We start from the raw sequence: 26,913 nt of genomic DNA on the forward strand, positions 1-26,913 counted from the left end.
TTCCTCTTTGTTATGGGAAATGAGTAATAATCTCACCCTTAGGAGTGACTTCAACCAAGCCCATTAGGAGATTACGCACCATATCCACACGAATTTGTTCCTTCATGGTTTCAAAGCCTGCATAGGCTTCTTGATAGTACTCTACAATAGGATTTTTCTGGGCAGCAGACTGACCGCTAATAGCCATAGATAATTGCTGAAGATAATCCACTTGCTCTACCCAATTATAGTCAATAGCCTTAAGCAAGGAAAGTCGTAAAAACTGTTCATATAAATCATGCTGTTCAAGTAAGGCTCTTTTTTCAGAAAGTTCTTTATCAATAATCTGTTTAATGAAAGAACGAACTGCAGTTTTATTTGTTACATCAATATCTTCTGGAAGCTCTTTAACATGAAAACTAATATTAGTTACGATAAAGTGAAACAACAATTCGCGACTCTCGTAGTTTGAAGAAGCTACTTGATCTATATAAGTATCAATAATTTCTCCCACAACATCCTCTAAATCACGAGAACCATCTATTAATCGATTTCTCTCTTTATACATCATTTCTCTTTGAATATTCATACTCTCAGCATATTCCAATGTATGAATACGTGCCGCACGTCCAGCACTATCGCTAGAATATTGTGCTTTAGCCACAAGATTACGATACTTACGTCCTTTTAAAACTTCTGGTTGTGTCATATCTTGAACTTGATAATCTTTATACTTCTTATGTACCCAAGATGGACCAAATTTCTTAATAACATCATCTTCCAAAGATACAAAGAATTTACTCATGCCAGGATCTCCTTGACGACCAGAACGTCCACGGATTTGAAGATCAACACGCTGGCTTTCCATCCGCTCTGTTCCGATAACAATTAAACCGCCCAGTTCTGCAACTCCCTTACCAAGTTTGATATCCGTACCTCGTCCTGCCATGGAAGTAGCAACTGTCACAGCTCCCATCTGACCTGACTCTGAGATAATTTGTGCTTCACGCGCCACATTGTGAGCATTCAGAACATTATGAGCAATCCCTTCTCGTAACAAAAGCGATGAATACAAGTGAGACATCTCTACCGAGCCAACAAAGACCAATAAGGGGTTCCCCTTAGCATGGTATTCTTTAATGTATTCCAAGGAAGCATATACTTTTTCAGGTAAAGTAACGTATAGATTGTCTGGATAGTCAATTCGTTGTTTAGGGCGGTTAGTAGGAATCCGTACAACAGCCATATTATAAGTCTCTCGAAATTCTTTTTCTGCAACTTTACCTGTACCTGTCATACCAGAAAGCTTATTGAACATTTTAAATAGACTCTGATAAGTAATAGAAGCCATAGCACGCGTCTCTGGAGAAAGTTTGACATGCTCTTTGGCCTCGATTGCCTGATGAAGTCCTCCCTGTAGTTTAGTTTGTTCTAATAAACGTCCAGAACCTCTATCTACAAGAACCATCTCATTGCCCCTAATAACATAATCTTTATCTTTTGTATAGAGCTTATGAGCCCTCATTGCGTATGCTATATGGCGAGCAAAAACTGCATTTTTTTCATTATATAGATGGTCAATTCCAAAGAAACTTTCCGCTTCCTTGGCTCCCTGTTTCGTTAACCAAACTTCTCCCTTCTCCTCTTTGTAAATAAAATCTTCACCTTCTACTAGCGTAGTCATAAGAGTATTAACAATACCATAATGATTAGACTGAACTCTAGGAGCTCCAGCGATAATTAAAGGAGTTTGGGCGCTATCTAACAAAATATCATCTATCTCATCAATAATCGCATAATCAAAGGGACGCAAAAATTTGCCTTCCTTATTCGATGCTAAATTATCATTTAAATAATCAAAACCCAAGTTACCATTTGTTGTATATATAATATCAGAGTTATACATCTCCCTCTTTTCTTCAACAGAGAAATCTTTACCACTCTCTACAAAAGGAACTCCTATTGTTAAACCTAGAAAACGATAAACCTCTCCCATCTCCTCGGCATCCCGCTTGGCAAGATATGCATTCGGGGTAATCACCATTGTCCCTTTTCCTGTTAAAGCATTAAGGTAAACAGGCATCGTTGCTGTCAAAGTTTTTCCTTCTCCAGTACTCATTTCAGCGACGTTACCCTCATGAATAACAATCCCCCCCATTACCTGAACATCATAAGGAAACATCCCCAAAATCCGACGATCTGCCTCACGAACAACTGCAAAAGCCTCTACTAAGAGATCGTCCAAAGTTTCTCCTTTAGCCAGACGTCGGCGAAACTCCACTGTTTTTGCAGACAGTTCTTGGTCCGACAAAGATTCCATCTTATGCTTTAGGGCATTGATTTTTTTAGAATTTTTTTAACTCTTCTAAGTTGAAAGCTCTGATAAACCTCTTTAATCACGATTAATCTCCTCAATAGAAAAAGAATAAAAATCCAAAGATTCAAAGCCAGCACTTAAGAGATGGACTTGATAGGTGTGGGCATCCTCAGGGTAAGTAAACGTAAAACTTTTATGTTTTTCAATTTTTTCTTCAATGACATCACCATATCGGTCAAAAAATGTAATTGATGTGTACACCCCTTTTTTAGGTTGGCAGTCAAATTTCATTATTAATTGATATTCTTGTTTTCTTTTCAACAATGGAAGGCTTGGTTGTTTTCGAGCGGCCTGATAATTCGTATGCGAAACCCAACCTTGAATTTTAGTCCCTGAAGGAACTAATGGATTATATATGCTCACATGAGAGTCAGAATGATAGGTCACCTTCGTACCGTAAATATACATATTTAGTCTGTCTCCCCATTTGATATCTGGTCTCTGTCTGATAATCATACCTCACCTCGTCCAAATCCTGTTTTTAAAACCATATGATAGAAATGCAAAAACCAGGCAACATTTTCCCCAGTATCATCATTATGTCGACCAGAAGTACCTCTGGATAGTATCTTAGCTCCTGTATTACATAAATGTTCCACTAACTCTTCGTATGCCTGAGGATCCATATCTTCATCCTTCATATAGGACAGACCAAAGGTTGTGTTTGAAAAATCTGCTTTTTTGAAAGATTTCCAAAAATACTGATCCAATTCATTCGCATGCCCAGAAGTCATACCACCTGTTTGATGGCTCAATACATCAAATCCTGTATTAAATATCCAAGGAGCATCCAAGCGACCGCGTCTAGCAACAGTTCCAATATTCGTCAAAGGTTTTCCGACAACAACAGCATATGGCTCAAAAAAAGATCCATAATAAAGTGCTGGAAAGGTTCCCATAGAGAGCCCCGATAAAATTAAATCACTAGATGTTAAACCTAAATAATCAAGGTAATACTGGATGGTTTTTCTAACCTTACTTTCTAACTCTTCACTTCCTATATAGAAAGCACCACCTTCTATACGAGGATCTGAAAACAGAAGGAAAGGACATCCCAGATTTTTCATCATCCAATAACCTTCAAAACCTTCCGCAGGTCGATATCCTGCAAAATAAATAGCCAAAGGCGGTTTAAAATCTCCTGGATGGAAGAAATAGTTAATTTCATCTCTTTTTTGATCATGAAGAGTATTTCCACCTAAAACGAATTTACCGAATTGTTTTCTACTCCAACGTTGATGAAGATTTCCAATTTTTAGTTTTCCCTTTCCTCTTGCTTCAATAGAAAGCGACAAATAGGCATTATATGTCTGCTCAATCAAAATAGTAGAAGCTAAATCCGACTCTTCAAAAACAAGATCCTCTGTAATATCAGCAACCGATCCTTCAAAAATCTTTTTGACACGAAATCGAAACTCAACTCCTGAATTTTTTTCATATTCAAGCCATAATTCAATCGGTAAACTACGTGTTACAGCAATATTATAGCTCCAATATGCTACCTGAGAAAACTCCTCACCAAAATCTCCCTCTAACTCTAAATATTCATGCCCTTGATAAGATACATTTCCTTGAAATGAATGGTGAACTTGTATTGTAGAAGGTTTCATTTTATCGCCATATCCTCCTCCAAATAGAGAAGTCGATAAATCTTTTAGTAATTTTTCTGGTTCGGAGAAATCAATAGCTCTTGCACAACGTTTTTTCAGTAAATCTAAAATATCTGAATCATTTGATTGAAAATCTTGAGGATAAAAAACTGTATAAGGATCTAAGTTTTTAGAAAAAGGCAACAAATCACTCAAATAACGCCCATCTTCTATCAAAACAGCATGAAAACTTGAAATCTTATCTATCTCCATCATTTTGCGAATAGCACGAGGAGAATCTGGACAGAAGTAGTACCAATCCATATTTTCAGGAATATCATAATGGTGTTTCCAGTTATCAATTCCTATTTGTAAAATTTTATGTTCCCTCACCATTTGTTACTTCTCCAATCCAATAATGCAATTTTTCTAAGAAACGTTTTCCTGTATGCTCTTTAATTTTGTCAATTGTATAAATTAGCGACTGATTCCATTCCTTGAGTGTATCTAGATAATGAGACATAGCCTTGTGAAGTTCTGATACTTCCGAAAGAAGATAGCCATTCTTTAAATGCTCTACATAAACTGTCTTAACTCTATTAATTTGAGGAATCCCCGCACTTATGGCAGCTATCTGTGTATAAAGATGAGGCTGAATGCTGAGATCAATAATCAAACGTACATATTCTAAATTTTTAATCAAATCCGACTCATCATGCATATTTATAAATTGATAACGTAAATTCTGATTCTCATTTTCTTCCAATGGATTCTCAGCTTCTCCATAATCTGATTCTTTTTCAAAATTGGCTACATGGATACGTTCGGAAATAATTTCTTGTACCAACTCTTCAACTTGACTCATTTGTTCTTGATTTGCTGCAAAAGTACCAAAAACTAATTCTGTATCGTCTGTCTTAGCAACAAATGATAGAACTTCATAAATCCCTTCTTCATCCAGTCCCTCTTCAAAATTAAGATGGAAATAAATAATCGATTCTTTCTTTCTTTGACTTTTTCCAAGTCTTAAACGAGTATCGAAAGGAGACAGATGTTGAAATTTAGCAATTTTTTCAGGATAGAGACTCTGCAACTGTTGAAGACTATCCTCTCTATCCACTAAAACTAAATCAACTTTTTTACAAAAAGCACCCAATTCGCTTAAACTTTCCTGAGGATTACGGCCAATAAAAAGACTCAAAATTTTAGTACTATTCTCCGACAAACGAGATAAGACAAATTCATTATGTTTCTCGTGAGAAGGCAGGATATAAATATCATCCTCCTTATATTGTTGTAAGAGTCTTTTTTCAAAGAATTCCGCAATCAATTCTCCTATGTTTTTATAACTGGTATTTTTATATTGATAAGAAAAAATAGGATTTACTTCAACTCTGCCATCTTCTTGTAGATACTCTCTAAATTGCCAAATTCCTTTCAAATTCAAATAGTCTTGATAAGATGGAGCCCCATCTTTAAAATAAATCACACTCGACACAAAGCCACGATCATCCATTATATAATGTTCAAGTAACTGACCATTTTCATGAAAATATTGAATATCACTTATGAAACCTTCCGTTCCATGCTCCACTTGAGCATACCGTTTACCTTGTTTGTAAACAGTGATTGCAAAGGGACTATATAGAAATTCACACTCTTTATCCCATTCAATATCCCACATATTCAACACTTGTACATGTGGATCGTGCAAATCCTGCATGTCATCAAACACAGAATAAACAGATGCCTCTAAAACACCATGACGATGTAAAAAATAGCGTAGATGAGGATGATAAGCTAATATCATTAGGTGGGAGGTAATTTCTTGTCTCTGAAATAAACGAATCTGATTGAAAGTATCGTCAAATTCTAGTTTGAAGAAGCTAAAATACCACGGTGTAATATCCGCATGCCACTGTCGCCCTGAACCATACCAAGATGGAATAAAATAATACATACTGTCCTCCTAAATTAATGGTTTATAAGTCTCATTTAGTCTCAGAGCTATCAGTTCTTCTCTAACCATAAAAATCATTCCAAGCAACATAAATAAAAGACCTGGAATCATTGTCAAGCGTAAAAAACGCTCATCATATAAAACAAAAAGCATGGGAAGCCCTGCAATAATAATACTATACACGGCTCCTATAAAGGCAAATCGAAAAATTAATCGATTAATAAAACGGCTCGTGTCCTCCCCAGGATAAATCCCATAGATATACTCACCTGATTTTTTCATAGAGTCAGCTATCTGCTCTCCACTCATACTAATAAAAGCAAATATAAGGTTAAATACAAACAACATCAAAAGATAAGTATAAATCCACAAAGGTTTCCCCATTGTAAATTCCCCTATCAATGTTGCATAGAGTGGATTATGAGAATCAAACATTCTAAGTAACATCAAAAAATAAATTGGCAGAGTCATAAAGGTCATAACATACATATAAGGCATTCCTCCAGCGGGAGTTAAGGCCATCTCAAAATAAGAATAACGTTTAAAACGACTGTGTAAGCCAATTTTATTTACTGCTACACGGTAACGAGCACGATATAAAATGACATTGACGTAGGTAGAAACAAGTGCAAATAAAACCATTAAAATGACAACCCAGGCAGGAGGAGTTAATATCTGAATAGAATTAATAATATCTTGGGGCATATTAATAATCATAGAGGTAAGCAAAATTAACATCGCTCCTCCAACACCATTACTAGCATTAATATCTGACAGCCATATCAAGAAAAAACTACCTGCACATAACAGGCTGATATTTAAGATATAAACTAGAACAGTTGAATAGGATGATTGGATAGGTAAACTTAGAACTACAGCTGCTGACTGAATAAGAGCAATCACTAAAGTTAAGTACATCTGTCGTCTATCTTGTGATTCCTTCCCACTTCCAGCAAGTCCCTTAAAAAGGGAGAGCATAGTCCATAATATCATAGCAGACATCCATGGTGAAAGACCAATAGAAAAAAGGGAGAGACTTCTTAAATTCCCACCTGTAAGAGCAGTTGAGAATGCTAAATAAGCGGTCGTTCCTCCTAGAAAATCTCTACTATTCAAATCAACAAAAGGTAAACTAATTCTACTACCCACTACATATATAAATAATAGAAAAAAACTAATACTCAGTTTTTTTAAAATGATGGATGAAAATATATTTTTCATAATTGACCCTTTCTACACATGATTACAATGTTACTCTTTACCCCTCATTAGTATGTAGGGATACTTGCCTAGATATCTATGAAAACAAAAACAACCTTTATCAACCAACTTAGCTACCCTATATTTTATGCATTTTTATTTTTGTAATCCTTGTTTTAAAACTAAATAACTTAACTAAAAAATACAAGCTCAAACAATAGTTGAATAAAGGAATAGAACCTTTAAAATCACTCTATTTATACTCTTCGAAAATCTCTTCAAACCAGGTCAGCTTCGCCTTGCCCTAGATATGTGTTCCTGACTTTGTCAGTCTTATCCACAACCTCAAAACAGTATTTTGAGCAACCTGCGGCTAGCTTCCTAGTTTGCTCTTTGATTTTCATTGAGTATTAATCCCCAAATATAATAATTATATCAAAAAAAGCAGAAAAAATCTGCTCATAACTACTAATTTTTCTACTCTCCCCTAGGTCTTATCCACCGAGTACATAGACTTTAATTTCTCATTTTTCAAACATTATCTTTCAGGAATTAACTCATTTCTTCCATTCAGAAAATATACTTCTATCTCCTCTATTGTATGAAAAACTGAGTCAGCAGTGTATCTATTTTATGATAAAATATCGTCTTAGGTAAATGAAAATTCTATCATTTATCCCTGCTCCTCAATTTTCTTAACAATCTTATGGAATTAAGGATTTATATTCACTTCTAGTAACAACAGAACCTCTTCAATGTACCCTATCACTTCCCTATGTTCAAATTGATCAAGTTCCAAGTTCGTCTTCATGTCATATAACCTATTCAGAAGTTCATTTACAAAAATATCTGTATCCATCCCTCTAGCTCTAAGAAAAGCAATAAAATTCAAGCGGTGCTGCACATCAGATTGAGTATGTTTCAAAGAAGCATATTTTGAATCAGTTAGATCTCTACGATAAACATAGGTATCTCTATTCGAAAAAACTACCTTTTCAGCAATTAGGTATAATTTAAACCAAAATTCCATATCCTCACCTAAATGAGTAGATTCATTAAACCATATCCCAGTTAAGATACTTTTACGGACTAATTTACAACTTGCAAATCCAAAAGAACAATCATGACCATTTAAAAATATTAATTTACTAATCAATTCTTGTTTGCTGAACACCTTTTGATGTTCCACTCGTTTAAAAGCATGAAAAAGCCACTGATTTTTAGACATTTCATACGTCCTATAAGAAGACACAGATATATCAGCAGAATCTTGAATAATGGCAGAATACAGAACTTCTAGATAATCAAACTCTACCCAATCATCCGAATCAATAAAGGTAATGTACGCCCCCCCCGAACGTTCGATTCCTAAATTACGTGCTGAGGAAACACCACCATTCTCCTTTTCAAAATAACGAAAACGAGCATCTTTAGCAACATATTCTCTACAAATGCTAGCAGAAGTATCTGTTGAACCATCATTTATTAACAAACATTCAAAGTTTTCATAAGATTGACTCGATATACTATCTAAACATTGATGTAAATGTTTTTCTGTATTAAAAATTGGAACGATAATACTAATAAGCTCCTGAGGCACTTCTCATCTCCTATTTATCCATTTCTCTTATGCTAGCAATCCAGCAAATAGTTATATAGTGATAGTTTTAGCCACTATTCTTCATTCTTGAAAGTCAAAAGATACATCATCTCCCTAATCCATCTTAAAGTTTCATCTGCTTCTAAACCTTGATTCTCAATAACTGCCATTACATCATATAAATGTCTTATATAATCTTGAACATAGGACTCTATATTTATTCCTCGAGCAGCAAGGATAGCTATGAAAGCTAAACGATGTTGCATACTACTTTTAAGTTTTTCAACAGTTAAATTATTTGCAGCTGACGTACTATGTATTCTATAAGTATAAGTATCTCTATTCACAAATACTACTTTATTTACTTTAAGATATACTTTATACCAGAATTCCATGTCCATAGCCAGTTTAGTATCAGCATTAAAGCGAATGAGACCAATCATTTCTTTTCGTACTAATTTACTAAATGTAATAAAAAACGAATAATCCGAAGCTACCAAATTTGGTAAACTTTCTAAAAACTCCTTGTTCGTAAAAACTTTTTTATCATATTCTTTAGTAAAGGCATGAAAATAGAAGCTATTATTACTCATATCAAAGCGTTTATAACTTGAAATCGATACATCGGCTCCTTCTTGAACAATAGCATTGTACAGAACTTCAAGATAGTCGTTATCTGCCCAATCATCTGGGTCCATTAGAGTAACATATTCTCCTTGTGAATGTTCAATTCCTAAATTTACTGCTGTTGAAATGCCACCATTCTCCTTTTCGAAATAGCGAAAACGAGAGTCTCTAGCTGCATACTCCTGACAGATGGAAGCTGAATTATCTGGAGAACCATCATTAATCATCAAAACTTCAAAATTTTGATAAGTTTGATGAAGTAAACTATCAAAACATTGTCGTATATAGTCCTCAACATTATAAATCGGAACAATTACGCTAATCAAATCTGGTATCATTAACTATTTCCCCCCTAGTAGAAATAAGGTTTCTTTTAACCATCTCATCTCTTTAGATGTAGATAAATTGCCTTCTAAAAAACCAATTCTATAGTTTAAAAGCAATATGAGATTTTCAATATAATCTTTTACATCTATATGTTTTGCTGCAAGAATTGATATAAACTGTAGACGTTGTTGAATATCACTACAAACGATTGCTGGATTTAGATAGTTCTGAACATCACTATATTTTCTGAGAGTATAGGTATCTCTATTTAGATAGACCACTTTTTCAGAAACAAGATAAAGCTTATACCAGAATTCCATATCCTCTCCCAACTGGGTACTTTCGTTAAATCGAATCTTTCCTAAGGCAAGACGAGATACTAATTTTCCAAAAACATAGCTAAAGGAAGAATCTCTATCTAACCTCGGTAGTGTAAGAAGCAGGTCCTTCTGATTGAATACAGATTCTGTACAGTCTTTCTGATAAGCATGATACTCTAATAAACCTGTGTTCGTATTAAAAGTTTTATAAGTTGAAACTACTATGTCTGCTTTCTCCTCAATCATAGTAGTATAAAGTAGTTCTAGATAATCTGAATCTACCCAATCATCCGATTTTATAAAGGTAATGTAAGTTCCCTTTGAAGCTTCAATTCCTAAATTATAAGAAGAAGAGATACTATCCTGTTCTGTTTCAAAATACTTAAAGCGGCTATCCTTCTCAGCATATTCTTGACAGATAGCAGCCGAAGAATCTTTCGAGCCATCATTTAACAAAATAACCTCAAAACTAATATAAGTTTGATTAAGAAGACTATCTAAACACTGACGTAAATAAGAATCGGTATCAGAGACAGAAATAATGATACTAATCAACTCTCCTGTCACTTCTCTCTTCTCATATTTTTTATTTTAAGCATCAACTTTTCAAGTTTTTCTTGGTATTTCGAAGCATAAGGATTATCTTCTAATACTGTTGTTTTATATTGATGATTTAATTGTGCATATTTTAATCTTTCAGCCCAAAGCTTTACATTGAGATCTGCATCTACAAAGAATAAATCAAATTTCTCAAGAATTTTAAAAATATCTAAATTTTTCTCAGAGAATGATTTCGTTGTAATTGAATTGTCACGGATTCTATAGTAATAAAGAACATCCTGTATCTTAACCCATTTTTTTGAAAGAGTGACTAGCTCTGGAATAACTGCTAAATCTTCAAAGATGAATCCTTGAGGAAAAAAGTTGTCGTTTAACAAACTTTTTCTATACAATTTAGGAAATACACTGCCCCTCAATCCCTGGGACACAAGCTGTTCTAACTTTTCTTCTACAGTAGTCAAAACCAACTTATCTTGATGAATTTGAAGAAGATTATAGTAGATACCTTCTTTATAGCTTTGAATTGTTCCTTCTATAATATCAACATCTTCTGAGATTTGTTCTGCTAATTTTTCTAAAAATAAGGGGTTAAGATAATCATCACTATCAACAAAAGCCACAAAAGAAGACTCTTCCTTAAGGTACCTAAGACCTGTATTTCTTGCAGCACTCAAGCCTTGATTATCTTGATTAATTAGTCGAAAACGGCTATCTACTAAATAGGTTTCTGCTATTTCTCTAGAACTATCTGTTGATCCATCGTTAATCATGATACAATCATAATTTTGGTAGGTCTGTTTCTGGATACTATCTAGACACTCTTTAAGATATTCCTCAACGTTATAAATAGGTACAATGATACTTATTAATTCTGTCACGATTCCATCTCCTTTTTATTCTTGAAAAGAAATTGATGACTCATTGCTAAAAAATTCTCTCCACAAATCTAGAATATTTTCTTCTAAATATGAGCTTGCTAGATGATAGGAAGCTTCTTGATAGCTAGATAAGTCTTGCGAAGTCATTTTCAAGAGAATATGAGCAATTTCCTCTACTCTTTCTTGATCACTTTTATCCTCAAAAGAAACTAGATAACCATTAAAACCATCTTTTATAAAGGATGGATTTCCATATCTCAAGTCAAAACCAACCATAGCTAATCCTGCTCCAGTCGCTTCCATCAAGGTTAAACCAAATGTCTCAGATAAAGAAGTTGTCAGATAAATGCTATGATTCAAATATTGAGCTGTCAAATCTGCATAGCCCATTAAATGAACATACTCCTGTGCCCCTAATTCTTGGATAAGATTTTCCAAGCTGTCATACTCTATGCCACGTCCAAAAATAGAAAACTCAATATCTCCACCTTTTTCATGAGCCAATGCGACTGCCCGAATGGCTAAATCCACGCGCTTAGAATAGATCAATCGAGACGCCGTCATCACTTTGGTAGTTTTTCTATCTTGCTCAGAATAGTGTAACTGTTTCAGGCTCCCTACAGGAATCACATAAATCCTAGGAGCTTCCTTACCCTCTTTCTCAAAAGATTCTTTCAAAACTTTCGCCTGTAGGTCAGTCGAAACAATCATAAAATCAAAACGATGAGCATATTTTACAGGGTAATAATATTCATAGCTAAAAGGTTGATTTCCAAAAGTATGTTCCGAATGGAATACCAATCCCAACCGAGCTCCTGACTCTTGCTCCAATAAAGGACGCGCAAAATCCATATTTGAAGCTCTATCCATAATCACAATATCATTTGCCTTCAATTGAAGTTTTTTAACAAAGATTTCCATCAATTCTGCATGTGTTATTAATTTTTCATTATGAAGCAAATAACGCTGTTTCCCATTGACTAAAATTTCTTCTAGTCCGACACTTCCATCTAAATTGTGATAGACTCGTCTTCCTAACTCAGCTAAAACGTGACCATTTTGATAATTTAAAATGAAATAATCTGTTACTAATTTTGTTGCGGCATAGGTTTCTCTTTTGAGTAAATATCCCCCTGAAAAATATTCAATAAACTGCACTTTAGAGAAGTCTTTCTTGTCATATACGAAAACAAGTAGCTCTCCTTCGTTCAACTGATAAGTTCTTCCTGAAGGTGTTTCATGAATAATTTGCGAAGTTTTTAAACCTAGCTGCTCTTCTAGTTCATGTGGAGAAAGAGTTGGTGCTGCACTTTGTTGATCCGTAAAAAGCAGTTGGGCAAATAACAGTTCTTCATAATCATAGCCCTTTGATAAAAAATAATCTAACTGATCAGAATTAGGCCACCGAGTAAAAACAAAACGAGTATCTAAATCTAAACTACGAAACAATTGCAAACGATGGGCTTGGGCAACATCTACACCATTTGCTTCAAAGCCTAAGAGTAGATTAAAATTATAAACCGTCATTTTTTCTCTCCCATCTGTCAAATAAACTACGATAATCTTCTATACTAGCTACTCCTAATATTTGAGCTTGATTTCTAGCTAGTTGATGATACTTATCAGAATTTTCTAAAACTTGGCGTACATTTTGAATGAGAGACTCTATTGTATCGTAGCAAGTTTCTAATTGTTTATATTCTTCGTGATGAGTTAGATGATTCAATGTATAAAGTAATACACCTTTTTCTACTGCACGTAAAGAAGAGGCAAAAATTTCAATATCATACTGAATATCGAAGTAAAAACTGCTTCTATCAAGTAATTCTTGAAAAAGTTGATAAGTCATCCCAGGATAGATATGGATATTAGGGTAAATAGATAAATTAGTAATACGACTCCCCATCTCAGTAACTGCTCCCACATGGAAATCAATCTCTGGGAACTGAATCAATAGTTGTTCTAAACCTTCTATCCATTCAGAATTCGTAACAATTATAGCTTGTGGTCTAACTGGAACTGGTTTATCTAGGGCAAAACCATATAAATGAGTGTAAGGAGAAACATCCGAAACTCTAGGAGACATTACCAGAACCTGATTCACTCGGTCTGCAATCTTATCAGCCTCTGTTATATCATCTGCCAAATAATAGTAATTGTCTTTCTTGCTTGATGGAAGAAGCGAGAGAATCTCTTCTCCCAAAATTAAGGTATCTTCTCTCTCTACTATCTCTTCTAATACTTTAAGGAGAAAAGAATGACGATTCGGATAGATAGTTGGATTCTTCTGCGAATCAAAGTAAGCTATTTTATCTTGTTGTAACCATTCTACCAGAAGTTCTCTCCCTTCTGAGTTGTAAATAGTTCTCAGTACACTCTTTTCTTCTTCATCTAAAAGCTCACGACAAACTTTCCAACCATAAGCGCTGTAATAGTCTATCCAGATACATTTTTCTTCTTCATCATACCAGTAGACTCTCGCAACAGTACGTTCTGATTGTGGTTGACGAAACTGGATTCCCGCTTTCTTTTTACCTTGATCATATACATATCCTTCTAAACCATCTGTCGTTATCTCCCAGTAAGGGGGCAGAGGTAAATTGTTAAAAAAGAGAGGTTGCCCCTCTTCTTTCATTAGAAAGTATGTTAGCGCGGTTAACTCCCCTTGTTCAAGACGATCTAGATTATCAAAACAATCAACATAGAATACGGTTAACGGCTTCTCTAATTTTTGAAAAATTTCCTTAATTTTCGGTACTTTTTCATCTGTTTTCTTTGCAATTACAAACATTTTTTACTTTTCCCATTCTCTTGAAAGGATGTAGAGTTTCTCTTTTACTCTTCGATAGGTTTCACTCTTCTGTAAACCTGCTTCTTCTAATTTTTCAAGCGCACGAGTCGCTCTACAATGATACAAAAAACTATGACCTGATATATCATATCCTAACATACCTATAAGAGCTAGCCTTTCATCCCAGGCCATCATTTCGTCGATAACTCTTTTTTCACTCCAAAGACTATTTAAACTACTTTCCTGACCAATACGATACCAGTAGATTGCCTTTTCTATATGTATAACTCTTTTAGCCTTGATAAAGACCTTATACATAATAAAAGTATCCTCAACACTTTTTCCAACAGGAAAACGTAGTCCATCAAATAACTCTCTTTTAAAAAGTTTCATAACAGGGCCTGACCAAGCCATATCTCTCATTTCTTGTTCAGCTATCTGTTTAACAATATCTTCTCTGTTATCATAGAGCGTTTCTCTATAATCGCCATCAAAAACCTTAATATGAAATTGTTGATTTACATCATGATACATATTATAGTTTCCCGATGCTATGTCTGTATCATACTTTATAAGATTCTGATAAAGAAACTCGATAGCATTTCTTTCTAACCAATCGTCTGAATCTACAAAGATAATATATTCTCCACTTGCTAGATCAAGTCCCCTATTACGTGCAACTGATGCTCCCGCATTCTCTTGATAAATGTATCTAAATCTTTCATCTTGAGATGCAATATCTTTACAGATACTTTCTGAATCATCCGTTGAACCATCATTAATTAAAATAATTTCTAAATTTTGATAAGATTGGTATCTTATACTATCCAAGGCTAGTTCTAGATAAGGTGCTACATTATAGACTGGTACGATAACACTGATTAATGGCTCTGTTTGCATTCCTTCTCCTTATTGTCTAGGGTATCCAAATAGTTTTTGATATGCTGAATCATCCCTTGAACATCCTGATTTTCAAAAACATAGTGAGAGATTTCTTGTGCATGATTTGTTGCTTGGAAAGAATAGAAAGGAATTCCCTTATCTACTACTTTTTGGATAATGTTATAAATTTCGCCCTCATAGTTAATATCTAGATAAAAATCTAACTGATTGAAGACTTTTTCATGCGTCAAAGGATCAAAGCATGGAAAAAGGGTTACATTTTTATACTTTTCCAACATTAAAATTTCTGGTGCAAAATAGCAGTGGGCCAAAATATTAAAATTCACTTGTGGAAGAGCTTTAATCAGATTCTCTGCTTCATGCAAATTTACGGTATTCGTGTAAATAGCTGTTTGATAAGGTGGTTTTGAAACAAGAGCGCTCCATCCTTCTTTTGCAGGATATTTTCTAAGAAGAATATCCTCCCATGACAATCCATAATAAAACCACCATTCTTCTCTGAATCGATTAAAATGATGTTGATGCCATGGCTTCAAGCCTGTAGTATAGTGAATAACTGCTGGTTTTCCTTTAAAAAGATCATACCAAGCCATATCCCCTAGTGTAAATTGCTGACTATCTGACCCCACTTGAAGATTGTAGGTCAGAGGAAGACGATACCAATTATCCTGAAAAGCGAGATTCAAGATTCCTTGATCCCCATAGACCTCATGATGATGTTGAGCAGTCAAATCAAATAACTGTTTCACAACATCTTCCTCTCTCCATTTTTTGTTATCTATCAATAATAAACCCGTATTAAACTTATCCGAAGTTGTCGGTAAGTCCTCAACTGCAGCAACAGGATAACCTTGCATATCCAGTTCAAATAGATCTGATAAATCCTGTGTCACAATCATATCACTATCCAAGTACAAGGCTCTATCTTCTACGACATGATTCGGAATTAAATAACGAAAATAAGTAGCATAGTTTAAATGCGCTGTTGGAAGTTTATAATCCTGAAACATAGCTGAAGAACATCTAACATTTACAATCTCTGAATCTATTTTTTCAAGATGATTCTCTACTAACTGGAACCAATCAGTTGGAATATCTTCATTTAGGATATAAAACTTAATCTGCTTCATATGGCTACATATCGATTTAATTGTTGTTTCTAAATAGCTCACATACGCTTGATTTGCTGCAAGAACAATTACTTTCTTACTCATAATACCTACCATTTCATACTATTAAATTTAATAAAAACATTCTATTATCTAATACATAATCATACCAAAAATAGCACTATTTTGCAATATAGATTCCTTCTAAAAGCATTTAAAAACCTTGGTGAAATCTCCATGCAATAGACTATAAGCCTTTGTGTCCTATTTTCTCCTTCCACTTTACAATCGACTTCAATACCTTTATTGTATGGCGTTTGAAGTTTTTTGGTGTATAGTAGCTTGAATTAAGATGAAAATAAATCGATTGAGAAAATCAGATTAATTTCTAGAAGTGTTTTAGGAATCGTTTCGTACTATCCTAGCTTCAACCTACTATAGAAGTTGCATTGTGCTGTCCTGTTCTAGATTCAACAATATGGAACGAAGCAATAGTCACATAATGAAAAAACTCCCTTGGATGAAAGATCATCTAAGGGAGTTTTATAAATCGGGGTAAAAATACTCTCTATGTATTTTTAACTCAATTATTCTTCATCATCACGTTTACGACGTTTCGCAAACAAACCTAGACCAGTTACAGCAGCCAAAGCTCCTAAAAGTGCAGATGATTTAGATGCTTCTGTACCAGTATTTGGTAATAGCTGTTTCGAGCTAGCAACTGTGTTTTGTGAAACAGGCTGAGCTGTTGATTGTTCTTGACTTGTCGTACTTGTTGGTGTTGATACATTTTCTGAATTTGTAACATTTGTACTCATAGAAGTTGATTGACTTACTGAAGTAGACGTTACAACTGATGCTGAGATAGATTCAGATAAGGAAACATTAACACTTTGTGACTCTGATATGCTTTCACTCAAGCTCACATCTGGTCTGTAATTACTTTCTGGGTCACCCATACTTGTTGATTCAGATACTGACATTGAGATACTTACTGAGACAGAAGTGCTTGTTGATGCTGACTCAGAAGCTGATTGACTTGCGCTCGTTGAAGCAGACTCAGAGGCTGATTGACTTGCACTTGTTGAAGCAGACTCAGAGGCTGATTGACTTGCACTTGTTGAGGCACTTGTCGATGCGGATTCAGAAGCTGATTGACTTGCGCTCGTTGAAGCACTTGTCGACGCAGATTCTGATGCTGATTGACTTGCGCTCGTTGAGGCAGACTCAGACGCTGATTGACTTGCGCTTGTTGAGGCTGACTCAGATGCTGATTGACTTGCGCTTGTTGATGCAGACTCAGATGCTGATTGACTTGCGCTCGTTGAAGCACTTGTTGAGGCAGATTCTGAAGCTGACTGACTCGCACTTGTTGAGGCTGACTCAGATGCTGATTGACTTGCGCTTGTTGATGCACTTGTTGAGGCTGACTCAGATGCTGATTGACTTGCGCTCGTTGAGGCAGATTCTGATGCTGATTGACTTGCGCTTGTTGAAGCAGACTCAGACGCTGATTGACTTGCGCTTGTTGAAGCAGATTCTGATGCTGATTGACTTGCACTTGTTGATGCAGATTCTGATGCTGATTGACTTGCGCTCGTTGAGGCAGACTCAGACGCTGATTGACTTGCGCTTGTTGAGGCTGACTCAGATGCTGATTGACTTGCGCTTGTTGATGCAGACTCAGATGCTGACTGACTTGCGCTTGTTGAAGCACTTGTCGATGCTGACTCAGAGGCTGATTGACTCGCACTTGTTGACGCAGACTCAGATGCCGATTGACTTGCGCTCGTTGATGCACTTGTTGAAGCTGACTCAGATGCCGATTGACTCGCACTTGTTGAGGCACTTGTCGATGCTGACTCTGACGCTGACTGACTTGCGCTTGTTGAAGCACTTGTTGAGGCTGACTCAGAAGCTGATTGACTTGCGCTCGTTGAGGCACTTGTTGATGCTGACTCTGAAGCTGATTGACTTGCGCTCGTTGAAGCACTTGTTGAGGCTGACTCTGAAGCTGATTGACTTGCGCTTGTTGAAGCACTTGTTGATGCTGACTCAGATGCTGATTGACTTGCGCTCGTTGAGGCACTTGTTGAGGCTGACTCAGACGCTGATTGACTTGCGCTCGTTGAGGCACTTGTTGAGGCAGACTCAGATGCTGATTGACTTGCACTTGTTGAAGCACTTGTCGATGCGGATTCAGAAGCTGATTGACTTGCGCTTGTTGAAGCACTTGTTGATGCTGACTCTGACGCTGATTGACTCGCACTTGTTGATGCGCTTGTTGATGCAGATTCTGATGCTGATTGACTTGCACTTGTTGAAGCTGACTCTGAAGTTGACTGACTTGCGCTTGTTGAAGCAGACTCAGATGCTGATTGACTTGCGCTTGTTGAAGCACTTGTTGAGGCACTTGTTGATGCTGACTCAGAGGCTGATTGACTTGCGCTTGTTGATGCAGATTCAGACGCTGATTGACTTGCGCTCGTTGAAGCACTTGTCGACGCTGACTCTGAAGCCGATTGACTCGCACTTGTTGAGGCACTTGTCGATGCGGACTCTGAAGCTGACTGGCTTGCGCTCGTTGAAGCACTTGTCGATGCGGATTCAGAAGCTGATTGACTTGCGCTCGTTGAAGCACTTGTCGATGCTGATTCAGAAGCTGATTGACTTGCACTTGTTGAAGCGCTGGTTGAGGCAGATTCAGAAGCTGACTGACTTGCGCTCGTTGAGGCACTTGTCGATGCGGATTCAGACGCTGATTGACTTGCACTTGTTGAAGCACTTGTTGAAGCAGATTCAGAAGCTGATTGACTTGCGCTCATTGATGCACTTGTTGAGGCTGACTCAGAGGCTGACTGACTTGCGCTCGTTGATGCACTTGTCGATGCGGATTCAGAAGCTGACTGACTTGCGCTCGTTGAAGCACTTGTCGATGCTGACTCTGAAGCTGATTGACTTGCACTTGTCGATGCTGATTCAGAAGCTGATTGACTTGCGCTTGTTGATGCACTTGTTGAGGCAGATTCAGAAGCTGATTGACTTGCACTTGTTGAAGCAGATTCTGATGCTGACTCTGAAGCTGATTGACTTGCGCTTGTTGATGCACTTGTCGATGCTGATTCAGAAACTGATTGACTTGCGCTGATTGAAGCACTTGTTGATGCAGACTCAGAAGCTGATTGACTCGCACTTGTTGAAGCAGATTCTGATGCTGACTGACTTGCGCTCGTTGAGGCACTTGTCGATGCTGATTCAGACGCTGATTGACTTGCGCTGGTTGAAGCACTTGTCGATGCTGACTCAGATGCTGATTGACTTGCACTTGTTGAAGCGCTGGTTGAGGCAGATTCAGAAGCTGACTGACTTGCGCTTGTTGAGGCACTTGTCGATGCGGATTCAGATGCTGATTGACTTGCGCTCGTTGAGGCACTTGTTGAGGCTGACTCAGATGCTGATTGACTTGCGCTTGTTGAAGCGCTTGTTGAGGCTGACTCAGACGCTGATTGACTTGCGCTCGTTGAGGCACTTGTCGATGCTGACTCAGATGCTGATTGACTTGCGCTTGTTGAAGCGCTTGTTGAGGCAGATTCAGACGTTGATTGACTTGCGCTCGTTGATGCGCTTGTCGATGCGGATTCTGAGGCTGATTGACTCGCACTTGTTGAAGCCGACTCAGACGCCGATTGACTTGCACTTGTTGAGGCAGATTCAGAAGCTGATTGACTTGCGCTCGTTGAAGCACTTGTTGATGCTGACTCTGAAGCTGATTGACTTGCGCTTGTTGAAGCACTTGTCGATGCTGATTCTGACGCTGATTGACTTGCACTTGTTGAGGCACTTGTCGATGCTGACTCAGACGCTGATTGACTTGCGCTGGTTGATGCACTTGTCGATGCGGATTCAGACGCTGATTGACTCGCACTTGTTGATGCGCTTGTTGATGCAGATTCTGATGCTGATTGACTTGCACTTGTTGAAGCTGACTCTGAAGCTGATTGACTTGCACTTGTTGAGGCACTTGTCGATGCTGACTCAGATGCTGATTGACTTGCGCTTGTTGAAGCGCTTGTTGATGCTGACTCAGATGCTGATTGACTTGCGCTCGTTGAGGCACTTGTTGATGCTGACTCAGATGCTGATTGACTTGCGCTCGTTGAAGCACTTGTTGAAGCTGACTCAGAAGCTGATTGACTTGCGCTTGTTGAGGCGCTTGTTGATGCAGATTCAGAAGCTGATTGACTTGCGCTCGTTGAAGCACTTGTTGAGGCACTTGTCGATGCTGACTCAGATGCCGATTGACTTGCGCTGGTTGATGCGCTCGTTGATGCACTTGTTGATGCAGACTCTGAAGCTGATTGACTTGCGCTGGTTGAAGCACTTGTTGAGGCAGATTCTGAAGCTGATTGACTTGCACTTGTTGAAGCACTTGTTGAAGCAGATTCTGAGGCTGACTGACTTGCGCTGGTTGATGCGCTGGTTGATGCTGACTCAGAAGCTGATTGACTCGCACTTGTTGAAGCTGACTGACTTGCACTTGTTGAAGCGCTTGTTGAGGCTGACTCAGAGGCTGACTGACTTGCACTTGTTGAGGCTGACTGGCTCGCACTTGTGCTTGCCGATTGACTTGCACTCATTGAGACTGACTTAGACACGCTTGTCGATGCACTTTGACTTGCACTCATTGAGACTGAATTAGACGCGCTTGTCGATGCACTTTGGCTAACGCTTCTTGACGTCAACGTACTTGCTGATGTCGATGTAGAAGCAGAGGTAGAACGTGAAGATACTATACTTTCAGAAGTTGATCTAGATGTTACAACACTCTCAGAAGTTGAGCGTGAGGTGATCACACTCTCTGATGTCGATCTAGATGTAATTACACTCGTTGAAACTGATGTTGATGATACAACACTTGTTGATAGAGAGGTACTATACTTCTCATTTGACAACTCAACTTTTAGAGGCTCTTTCGTACCATCCGTATACACAACCGTCACTGAACCATCCGCTGCAACATCAACTCTACTAATTGGAAGACCTGCATTCTTCGTTCTTACTGCTTCACTAATCTTTTCTCTATCTTTTGGAGAAGGATTCGTTTTATTTGTTACCTGAATCGTGTCAGGTTGATCTGGAGTATACTTTTCACTCAATGGTGCTTGCTGAATGCCATAGGAAACTCGTGTTTCATTTCCAGAGAAATCTTTCACACGAATATAACGGGTCCAAGTATTACCACTTGCTTGACTGCCATCCCCATCTGGTCTGTATTGTTTATCTAGTTTATAAGTAGCATCTGTAATTACTTGGCGACGTTGAGGATTTTCAGCACTTGCAGTGAAATCACCACCAGTACCACCTTCTACAGCAGCACCATTAGTATGAACATCCGAACCTAAAAGGGAAGTACCCGTTGGATTTCCGATACCTGAACTATTATCATTCCATGCCTCAATGTTGGTAACCTTACCACTATTATCAGTCGTTTCAACCATGACACGGAAGGTATCCCCAGCAAAGATTTTACTCTTACCTGTCGTAGTATCCTTCTCAGCTTCTACCCAAATTTTGTTTACGGTGTCATAAACTTCTACCTTAACCGTAACATTAGGAGCCACTTCTTCCCTTGTAATAGTGTTTGAACCAGATGAACGCAATGTTTCCATGGTATTATCTGGTTTTCTAACGTTCAGCGTCTGTTCTACAGTAACAGTACCAACAGGAAGAAGGCCTTGAGGAGTATTAGCAGCTGCTAGCTTCTCTTTCTCAAAGGTTACTGTATCTCCTGTAGCTACCTTTTCGAAAGTCTGATTATTGAGTCTCAAGGTAACTGTTGCACCAGGACTTACATTTTTGACTGTAATACTACGTTCTGGAAGACCACCTTGTTGTTTAACTTGATCATCTGCAATTTGTGGGGTCTTCAGGTTAATCTTAATCGTTACAGGAACTAGTGTACTGTTACGGGCTGTATCAGTAGAACCTTGTGGTAATGTTACTTTAACTTTTCTAGTAATATAACCTGGAGTAGAAACAGCTGCTTCATTTATTGGGGTTTCCCATTCATAGCTTGTACCACTTGGTATTGCTGGGGTATTAGCAGTGTTTGTAATGGCTCCACCTGGAGTCGTGCTAATAGTGGACAACGGAGACATATCGCCTGCTGTTGTTTCATAAGTTTGTCTAGCAACTGGATCCACTACTGTGTATGTAAAGCTTGTCTCACTTTTCAAAGCAGGATCCTGTGTAGACGGAGTTCCAAAGCGTCCTGTTGGATAAGTCGCTACTACACGGTACTCTGTTTGATGCGCTTGGGTATTATTCCAAACTCTACTAAACTCTGGTTTCTCACCAGCTGGTGTTTTCTGTAGTGCACCTGGACCATTTAAGGTACTATTTAATTTGTACTCATAGGACCAAGTTGTATTTGCAGGGAGCTCTCTAACGTTGGTATATAAGTTAGTATAGCCACCTATATTGTTGGACCAGCTACCACTAGCAGTTCGACCATTAGTTCCACCTTTGAAGCCATAAAATTGACCAGTAACACCATCTTTAGTATTAGTTTCTATCTTTTGATAAACTGTGTACTTATAGGTAATATCTTTACTTACACCTTTAAAGTCAGTAACCGTCAAGGTCGCTGTTTTATCACCTGGTGTAGATAAATCTGGAGCTCCATTTTTCCAAACTACTCTTGTATTTGCAGGTAATTCTGTACCATCAGCAGATTTGATAAAATTACGAGCTGTCAAGCTATTCGCATTTTCTCCAGCAACCGCGTAAAAGCGTTCTGATTTTGTTTGATAATTTTGTTCTAATGTTGGAGTAACTGTTCTTGTCGTTCCATCTTTATAGGTAATCAGCACATTTCCATTGCTCTGTTGAGTATAGGTTCTGATACGATGTTTATTCTGTGGATAAGCCTTTTCAACAGCTGCCCTAATAGAATTTCTATCATTCTCGGTTAAATTAGCAATATCTCGAACTGTTATCGGAGGAACTGTTTCTTCTCCTAATCTATCCTTCAACTCGCCCTGTTTCAAACCAAAGATAGTTCCGTCTGAACGATTACCTGAAAAATCCTCTGCATTAATAGAGCGTGTAACTTTATTGCCAGGGGCATAGCTCAAGTCGGTATTAATCTCTGCTGTGGCAGTTGTCGTAGCTAGCTGATTATCAGTAGCTATAGTCTTAGATGTTACCTTATTAACAGTTTCTTTTCCCCATGTATTATCATATAGAAGACTAACCGCAGGTTTACCAGACCCTCCATTACGAACTTCTGTGTTTTGGATGACTCCACTATTATCTTTGAACTTAGCTGTAAATTCTAATGAATCTCCAGAATAGAAAGTATATACTGGAATGCCATCGACCATCGTTTTAGGAGCTTCCGACCACGTATTATCTGCATTTTTTACTTTGACTACTGCATCAGTAGCTTGTGGTTTTTCAGTTTCCTTGCTGATTTCAACACTTCTTGCATCTGATTCCAAAGTTTCATTTGAATTCGTCACAGGATTAGTAAACGCCTTACTTTGTTTAACAGTCACTGGCACTGTCCGTTGCAGTGAACTCGTTGGAAGGAGGCCGTTACTGTCTGCGACTTCTGCTGGAGTGAAAGTCAAGCTTGTTGCACTAGCACCCGCTGTCTTAGTAACTGTCTTACCACCGATTGTCAAAGTTACTGTCGCACCTGGAACAACATCCGTAACGGTGATTCCTTTATTTGGAAGACCACCTGTATTCGTTATCTGATCTGCTGAGATTTGTGGTGGGTTTGGTCTAACTTTGATAGTCACAGGAACATTTGTAGCATTTCTTGATTGAGTTGTTGAACCTTGTGGTAAAGTAACTTTAGCTTCTTTCTTATAGATACCTGGAGCTGAAGCATCTGGTCTGGATACCCATTCATAAGTTGTCCCATTCGGAATCACTACACTAGAATTAGAATTTTTTAGTGCATTGCTAGGATTTGAAATAATGTCATTTAGTGGAGTTGCGTTCCCAACTGTTGTAACATACTCTTGTTTAGCCACTGGATCCACTACTGTATAAGTAAAGCTTGTCTCACTTGTCAAAGCAGGATCTTGTGCAGACGGAGTTCCAAAGCGTCCTGTTGGATAAGTTGCTTTTGCAGTATAGGTTGTACGGTGTGTCGTAGCTGCAGAATCAGTTGTATGCCAGACATCACTAAATTTAGGTGACCCAGTTCGACTACTTAGTGGTGCACTTGCATTGTTGTTCAGACGATACTCATAAGCAAATGTTGTCCCCGAAGGAAGGGAGTCGTTGTTAATATAGAGATTTGAAAATCCACCTATATTATTGGCATAGCCGCCTCCAACTGCTGCACCACCTGAAACTGCTTTAAAGGCATAAAATTGACCAGTTACGCCATTATTGGTTTTAGTCTCTATCTTTTGATAAACTCTATAATTGTATGTTAAATCCGTAGTAGTATTATCTGGGTGGGTTACTGTTAAGGTTGCAGTTCTAGGGTTCTCTGGGTCCCTCATCGCTGTCATTGTAGGAGCTTGCCCTTGTTTCCATGCAAATCTTGTTCCACTAGGGAAGTCAGAAGCTCCGCCAACTGGACGCACAAGACTTCTTAGATTTATATTAGACAGCGACTCATCACTTACTGCATAGAATGTGTCAGTCGCTTTCTCCACACCATACTTAACATTATCTCTAACTGTATCCGATGTTCTATCACGATAAGTAATAGTGACATCTCCATTATCAGCTACACTGATTGAACCTTCTTCAGTTCCTTTTTTGTAGTCTGTACTTGAAAGAATGCTCGCATTGGCTGTTTTAAAATTATCCAAAACTTGATTTCTTTCTGTTGGACTTAAATTTGTTTTATCATTTACTGCGACAGTCGCGCCACTCACAGGATTTTGTCGCTCATTGAATCCTTTGATATGGAAATTGGTAACAGCTCTAGCAGTCTGACCATCAATATCTCTAACGGTATATTCAAGAGGATAAGTACCTGGTCTATACGGTTCCCAAGCAGTGCCATTACGACCAAGCGTTCCTGTTATATCAATGTTATATGATTTTTGGAATCCTGTTCGATTTCCTCTGTAGTCATAAGTCCACAAATCCCCTGGCCCTCTTCTACTAGTAGCAGGATAATTTGGGGAAGTTATACCTGTAATAATAGCATTGGATGCAGAAGCACTGATTCTATCCATCCCTCTATCATCACGTAATTGTATCTGAAAATTAGTGACGGCATCATCATTATAAAAAGTGACATCAGATGGCATCGTAATCGTAGGCGGATTAGAGGCTGCACGGCTCTGACCTGCTGCACGATTTGATGTCCTAGGAGACGTTCCTCTCTCTATCGCTTGTCCGTTACGACTATCACGTTGACCTGAATGTGCACCTAGAACAGCATTAACAATCGAATTACGAGCAGACATCGCTAGTTTTACAGTTTCTGTCAAATCTGCTTTAGGATTAGTAAGGGCTGTCTCGATAGCAGTCACAGCAGCATTCACTTTGCTAATAGCAGAGTCCGCATGCGGCAATCCTACAGCTTTTGCTAGATACTCACCCATTTCAGTTGAGAGTTTTGCGAGCTTCTTACGATTTTCATCCTGTTGTTTAGTAGAAATCTCTGAAGATAATAATGTAGCAGCTGTAGCTCCAACAAGGCTAGTGATATCTCCATTCTCCCCAAGTGAATCTCTATCCAATTTAGTAAGCCTCAATTCAGATATAGGAGATAAGCTAGATAATTCTTTTTTGCCCAAGTTCGCTTCAGATTGAACTTCCAATCCACTAACTGTTTCAGACATAGTAGTTGAAACTGAATTGCCTATAGGTACCGTTGTTTGGCTAGTATTTACAGAGGAAGAACCTAACAATGTCATCGAATCCATCATACTTGCACTTGCTGAAGCACTCTCTGAAGCACTAGAAATCGAAATACTCTCTGAAATGCTAGAAACAGAATTCATACTTTCTGAGACACTAGTAAATAAAGATTGGGAAATCGATAAACTCTCACTCGCAACCTTACTTGTATCTACTTTTGAAGTGGTCCCTAAAACTACTGTATCATTTGTAACCAATAAATCTGGATTTTCTAATGTTTTTTCTAAAGCTACTGCTTCATTTGCAAAAACTTTAGTTTCAGTCGCAACAGCCCCACCCAAGACAGCTCCTGTAGCAGCTAGACCCTTTATAATATCTAATCCTGTAATCGAATGGTTATCTTTATCTTCTACTACTTCAGTCATGACTTGAGTCGTATCAACACCACCCCGCATAACTTTGAACAAACCAAAAAGAGAGGTTGAAGCTCGCAACCAATGTTTACCTGATTTAATTAACTTATAACGTGTCACACGGTCCGTCTCTCTATAACGACCATTCTGACGTCTAAAAAACATTTTCTACTCCTTTTTCAAACAAAAACGCAAATTCTCATCAAATTTAATCATACTCTTTAGTATACTTCAAATGTAAACAAAGGTCAATATGATATATACATCAACCACCAATCGATAATGAATAAATACACATCCGTTTCAACATATATATATATATATATATATTGAAATAACCCAAGAACTTACACTAGCTAAGATTCTATTTTTTAAAATTACAATCATTACTTATTTTTTAAATTTGTTTGCAAATATATTCAATTAAACTGAAATT

13 protein-coding genes and 1 pseudogene are annotated in these 26,913 nt (G+C 37.6%); all 14 read right to left on the minus strand.

Features of this window, described 5'->3' with window-relative positions; translation table 11 throughout:
• Window positions 1–10: 10 nt before the first annotated feature.
• Window positions 11–2,379, minus strand: a pseudogene (gene secA2 / locus SK642_RS07565) (accessory Sec system translocase SecA2).
• On the minus strand, window positions 2,372–2,812 hold the full coding sequence (gene asp3 / locus SK642_RS07570; protein WP_033684183.1) for an accessory Sec system protein Asp3: 441 nt from the start codon (window positions 2,810–2,812) through the stop codon (window positions 2,372–2,374). The pseudogene secA2 and the gene asp3 overlap by 8 nt, the downstream one beginning before the upstream one ends.
• Window positions 2,809–4,341 (minus strand): accessory Sec system protein Asp2, encoded by a 1,533-nt coding sequence (gene asp2, locus SK642_RS07575; RefSeq protein WP_033684184.1) that lies wholly within the window; start codon window positions 4,339–4,341, stop codon window positions 2,809–2,811. Before asp2 ends, asp3 begins: the two co-directional genes overlap by 4 nt.
• On the minus strand, window positions 4,325–5,905 hold the full coding sequence (asp1, locus tag SK642_RS07580) for an accessory Sec system protein Asp1 (RefSeq protein WP_033684185.1): 1,581 nt from the start codon (window positions 5,903–5,905) through the stop codon (window positions 4,325–4,327). Before asp1 ends, asp2 begins: the two co-directional genes overlap by 17 nt.
• A 9-nt stretch (window positions 5,906–5,914) precedes the next feature.
• Window positions 5,915–7,126, minus strand: coding sequence for an accessory Sec system protein translocase subunit SecY2 (secY2, locus tag SK642_RS07585; protein ID WP_033684186.1), 1,212 nt, complete (start codon window positions 7,124–7,126; stop codon window positions 5,915–5,917).
• Between the two features lie 691 nt (window positions 7,127–7,817).
• Window positions 7,818–8,705, minus strand: coding sequence for a glycosyltransferase family 2 protein (locus SK642_RS07590; protein WP_033684187.1), 888 nt, complete (start codon window positions 8,703–8,705; stop codon window positions 7,818–7,820).
• A 74-nt stretch (window positions 8,706–8,779) separates the two neighbouring features.
• Window positions 8,780–9,670 carry a glycosyltransferase family 2 protein gene (locus SK642_RS07595; protein ID WP_033684188.1) on the minus strand — a complete coding sequence of 297 codons (891 nt, stop codon included), beginning with the start codon at window positions 9,668–9,670 and terminating at the stop codon, window positions 8,780–8,782.
• Between the two features lie 3 nt (window positions 9,671–9,673).
• Window positions 9,674–10,534 (minus strand): glycosyltransferase family 2 protein, encoded by an 861-nt coding sequence (locus tag SK642_RS07600; protein ID WP_235230865.1) that lies wholly within the window; start codon window positions 10,532–10,534, stop codon window positions 9,674–9,676.
• A gap of 8 nt (window positions 10,535–10,542) precedes the next feature.
• Window positions 10,543–11,418 carry a glycosyltransferase family 2 protein gene (locus SK642_RS07605; protein WP_033684190.1) on the minus strand — a complete coding sequence of 292 codons (876 nt, stop codon included), beginning with the start codon at window positions 11,416–11,418 and terminating at the stop codon, window positions 10,543–10,545.
• A gap of 15 nt (window positions 11,419–11,433) precedes the next feature.
• Entirely contained in the window at window positions 11,434–12,867 is a 1,434-nt protein-coding gene (locus SK642_RS07610) for a glycosyltransferase (RefSeq protein WP_235230866.1), read from the minus strand.
• Between the two features lie 64 nt (window positions 12,868–12,931).
• Window positions 12,932–14,209, minus strand: coding sequence for a hypothetical protein (locus SK642_RS07615; RefSeq protein ID WP_033684191.1), 1,278 nt, complete (start codon window positions 14,207–14,209; stop codon window positions 12,932–12,934).
• 3 nt (window positions 14,210–14,212) lie between these two features.
• Window positions 14,213–15,109 carry a glycosyltransferase family 2 protein gene (locus SK642_RS07620; RefSeq protein WP_033684192.1) on the minus strand — a complete coding sequence of 299 codons (897 nt, stop codon included), beginning with the start codon at window positions 15,107–15,109 and terminating at the stop codon, window positions 14,213–14,215.
• On the minus strand, window positions 15,091–16,326 hold the full coding sequence (locus SK642_RS07625) for a glycosyltransferase family 8 protein (protein ID WP_033684193.1): 1,236 nt from the start codon (window positions 16,324–16,326) through the stop codon (window positions 15,091–15,093). The genes SK642_RS07620 and SK642_RS07625 overlap by 19 nt, the downstream gene beginning before the upstream one ends.
• Before the next feature lie 482 nt (window positions 16,327–16,808).
• Window positions 16,809–26,642, minus strand: coding sequence for an accessory Sec-dependent serine-rich glycoprotein adhesin (locus SK642_RS07630; RefSeq protein ID WP_033684194.1), 9,834 nt, complete (start codon window positions 26,640–26,642; stop codon window positions 16,809–16,811).
• Window positions 26,643–26,913: the final 271 nt, after the last annotated feature.

Source organism: Streptococcus mitis (assembly GCF_000722705.1).
Lineage (GTDB): Bacteria > Bacillota > Bacilli > Lactobacillales > Streptococcaceae > Streptococcus > Streptococcus mitis_P.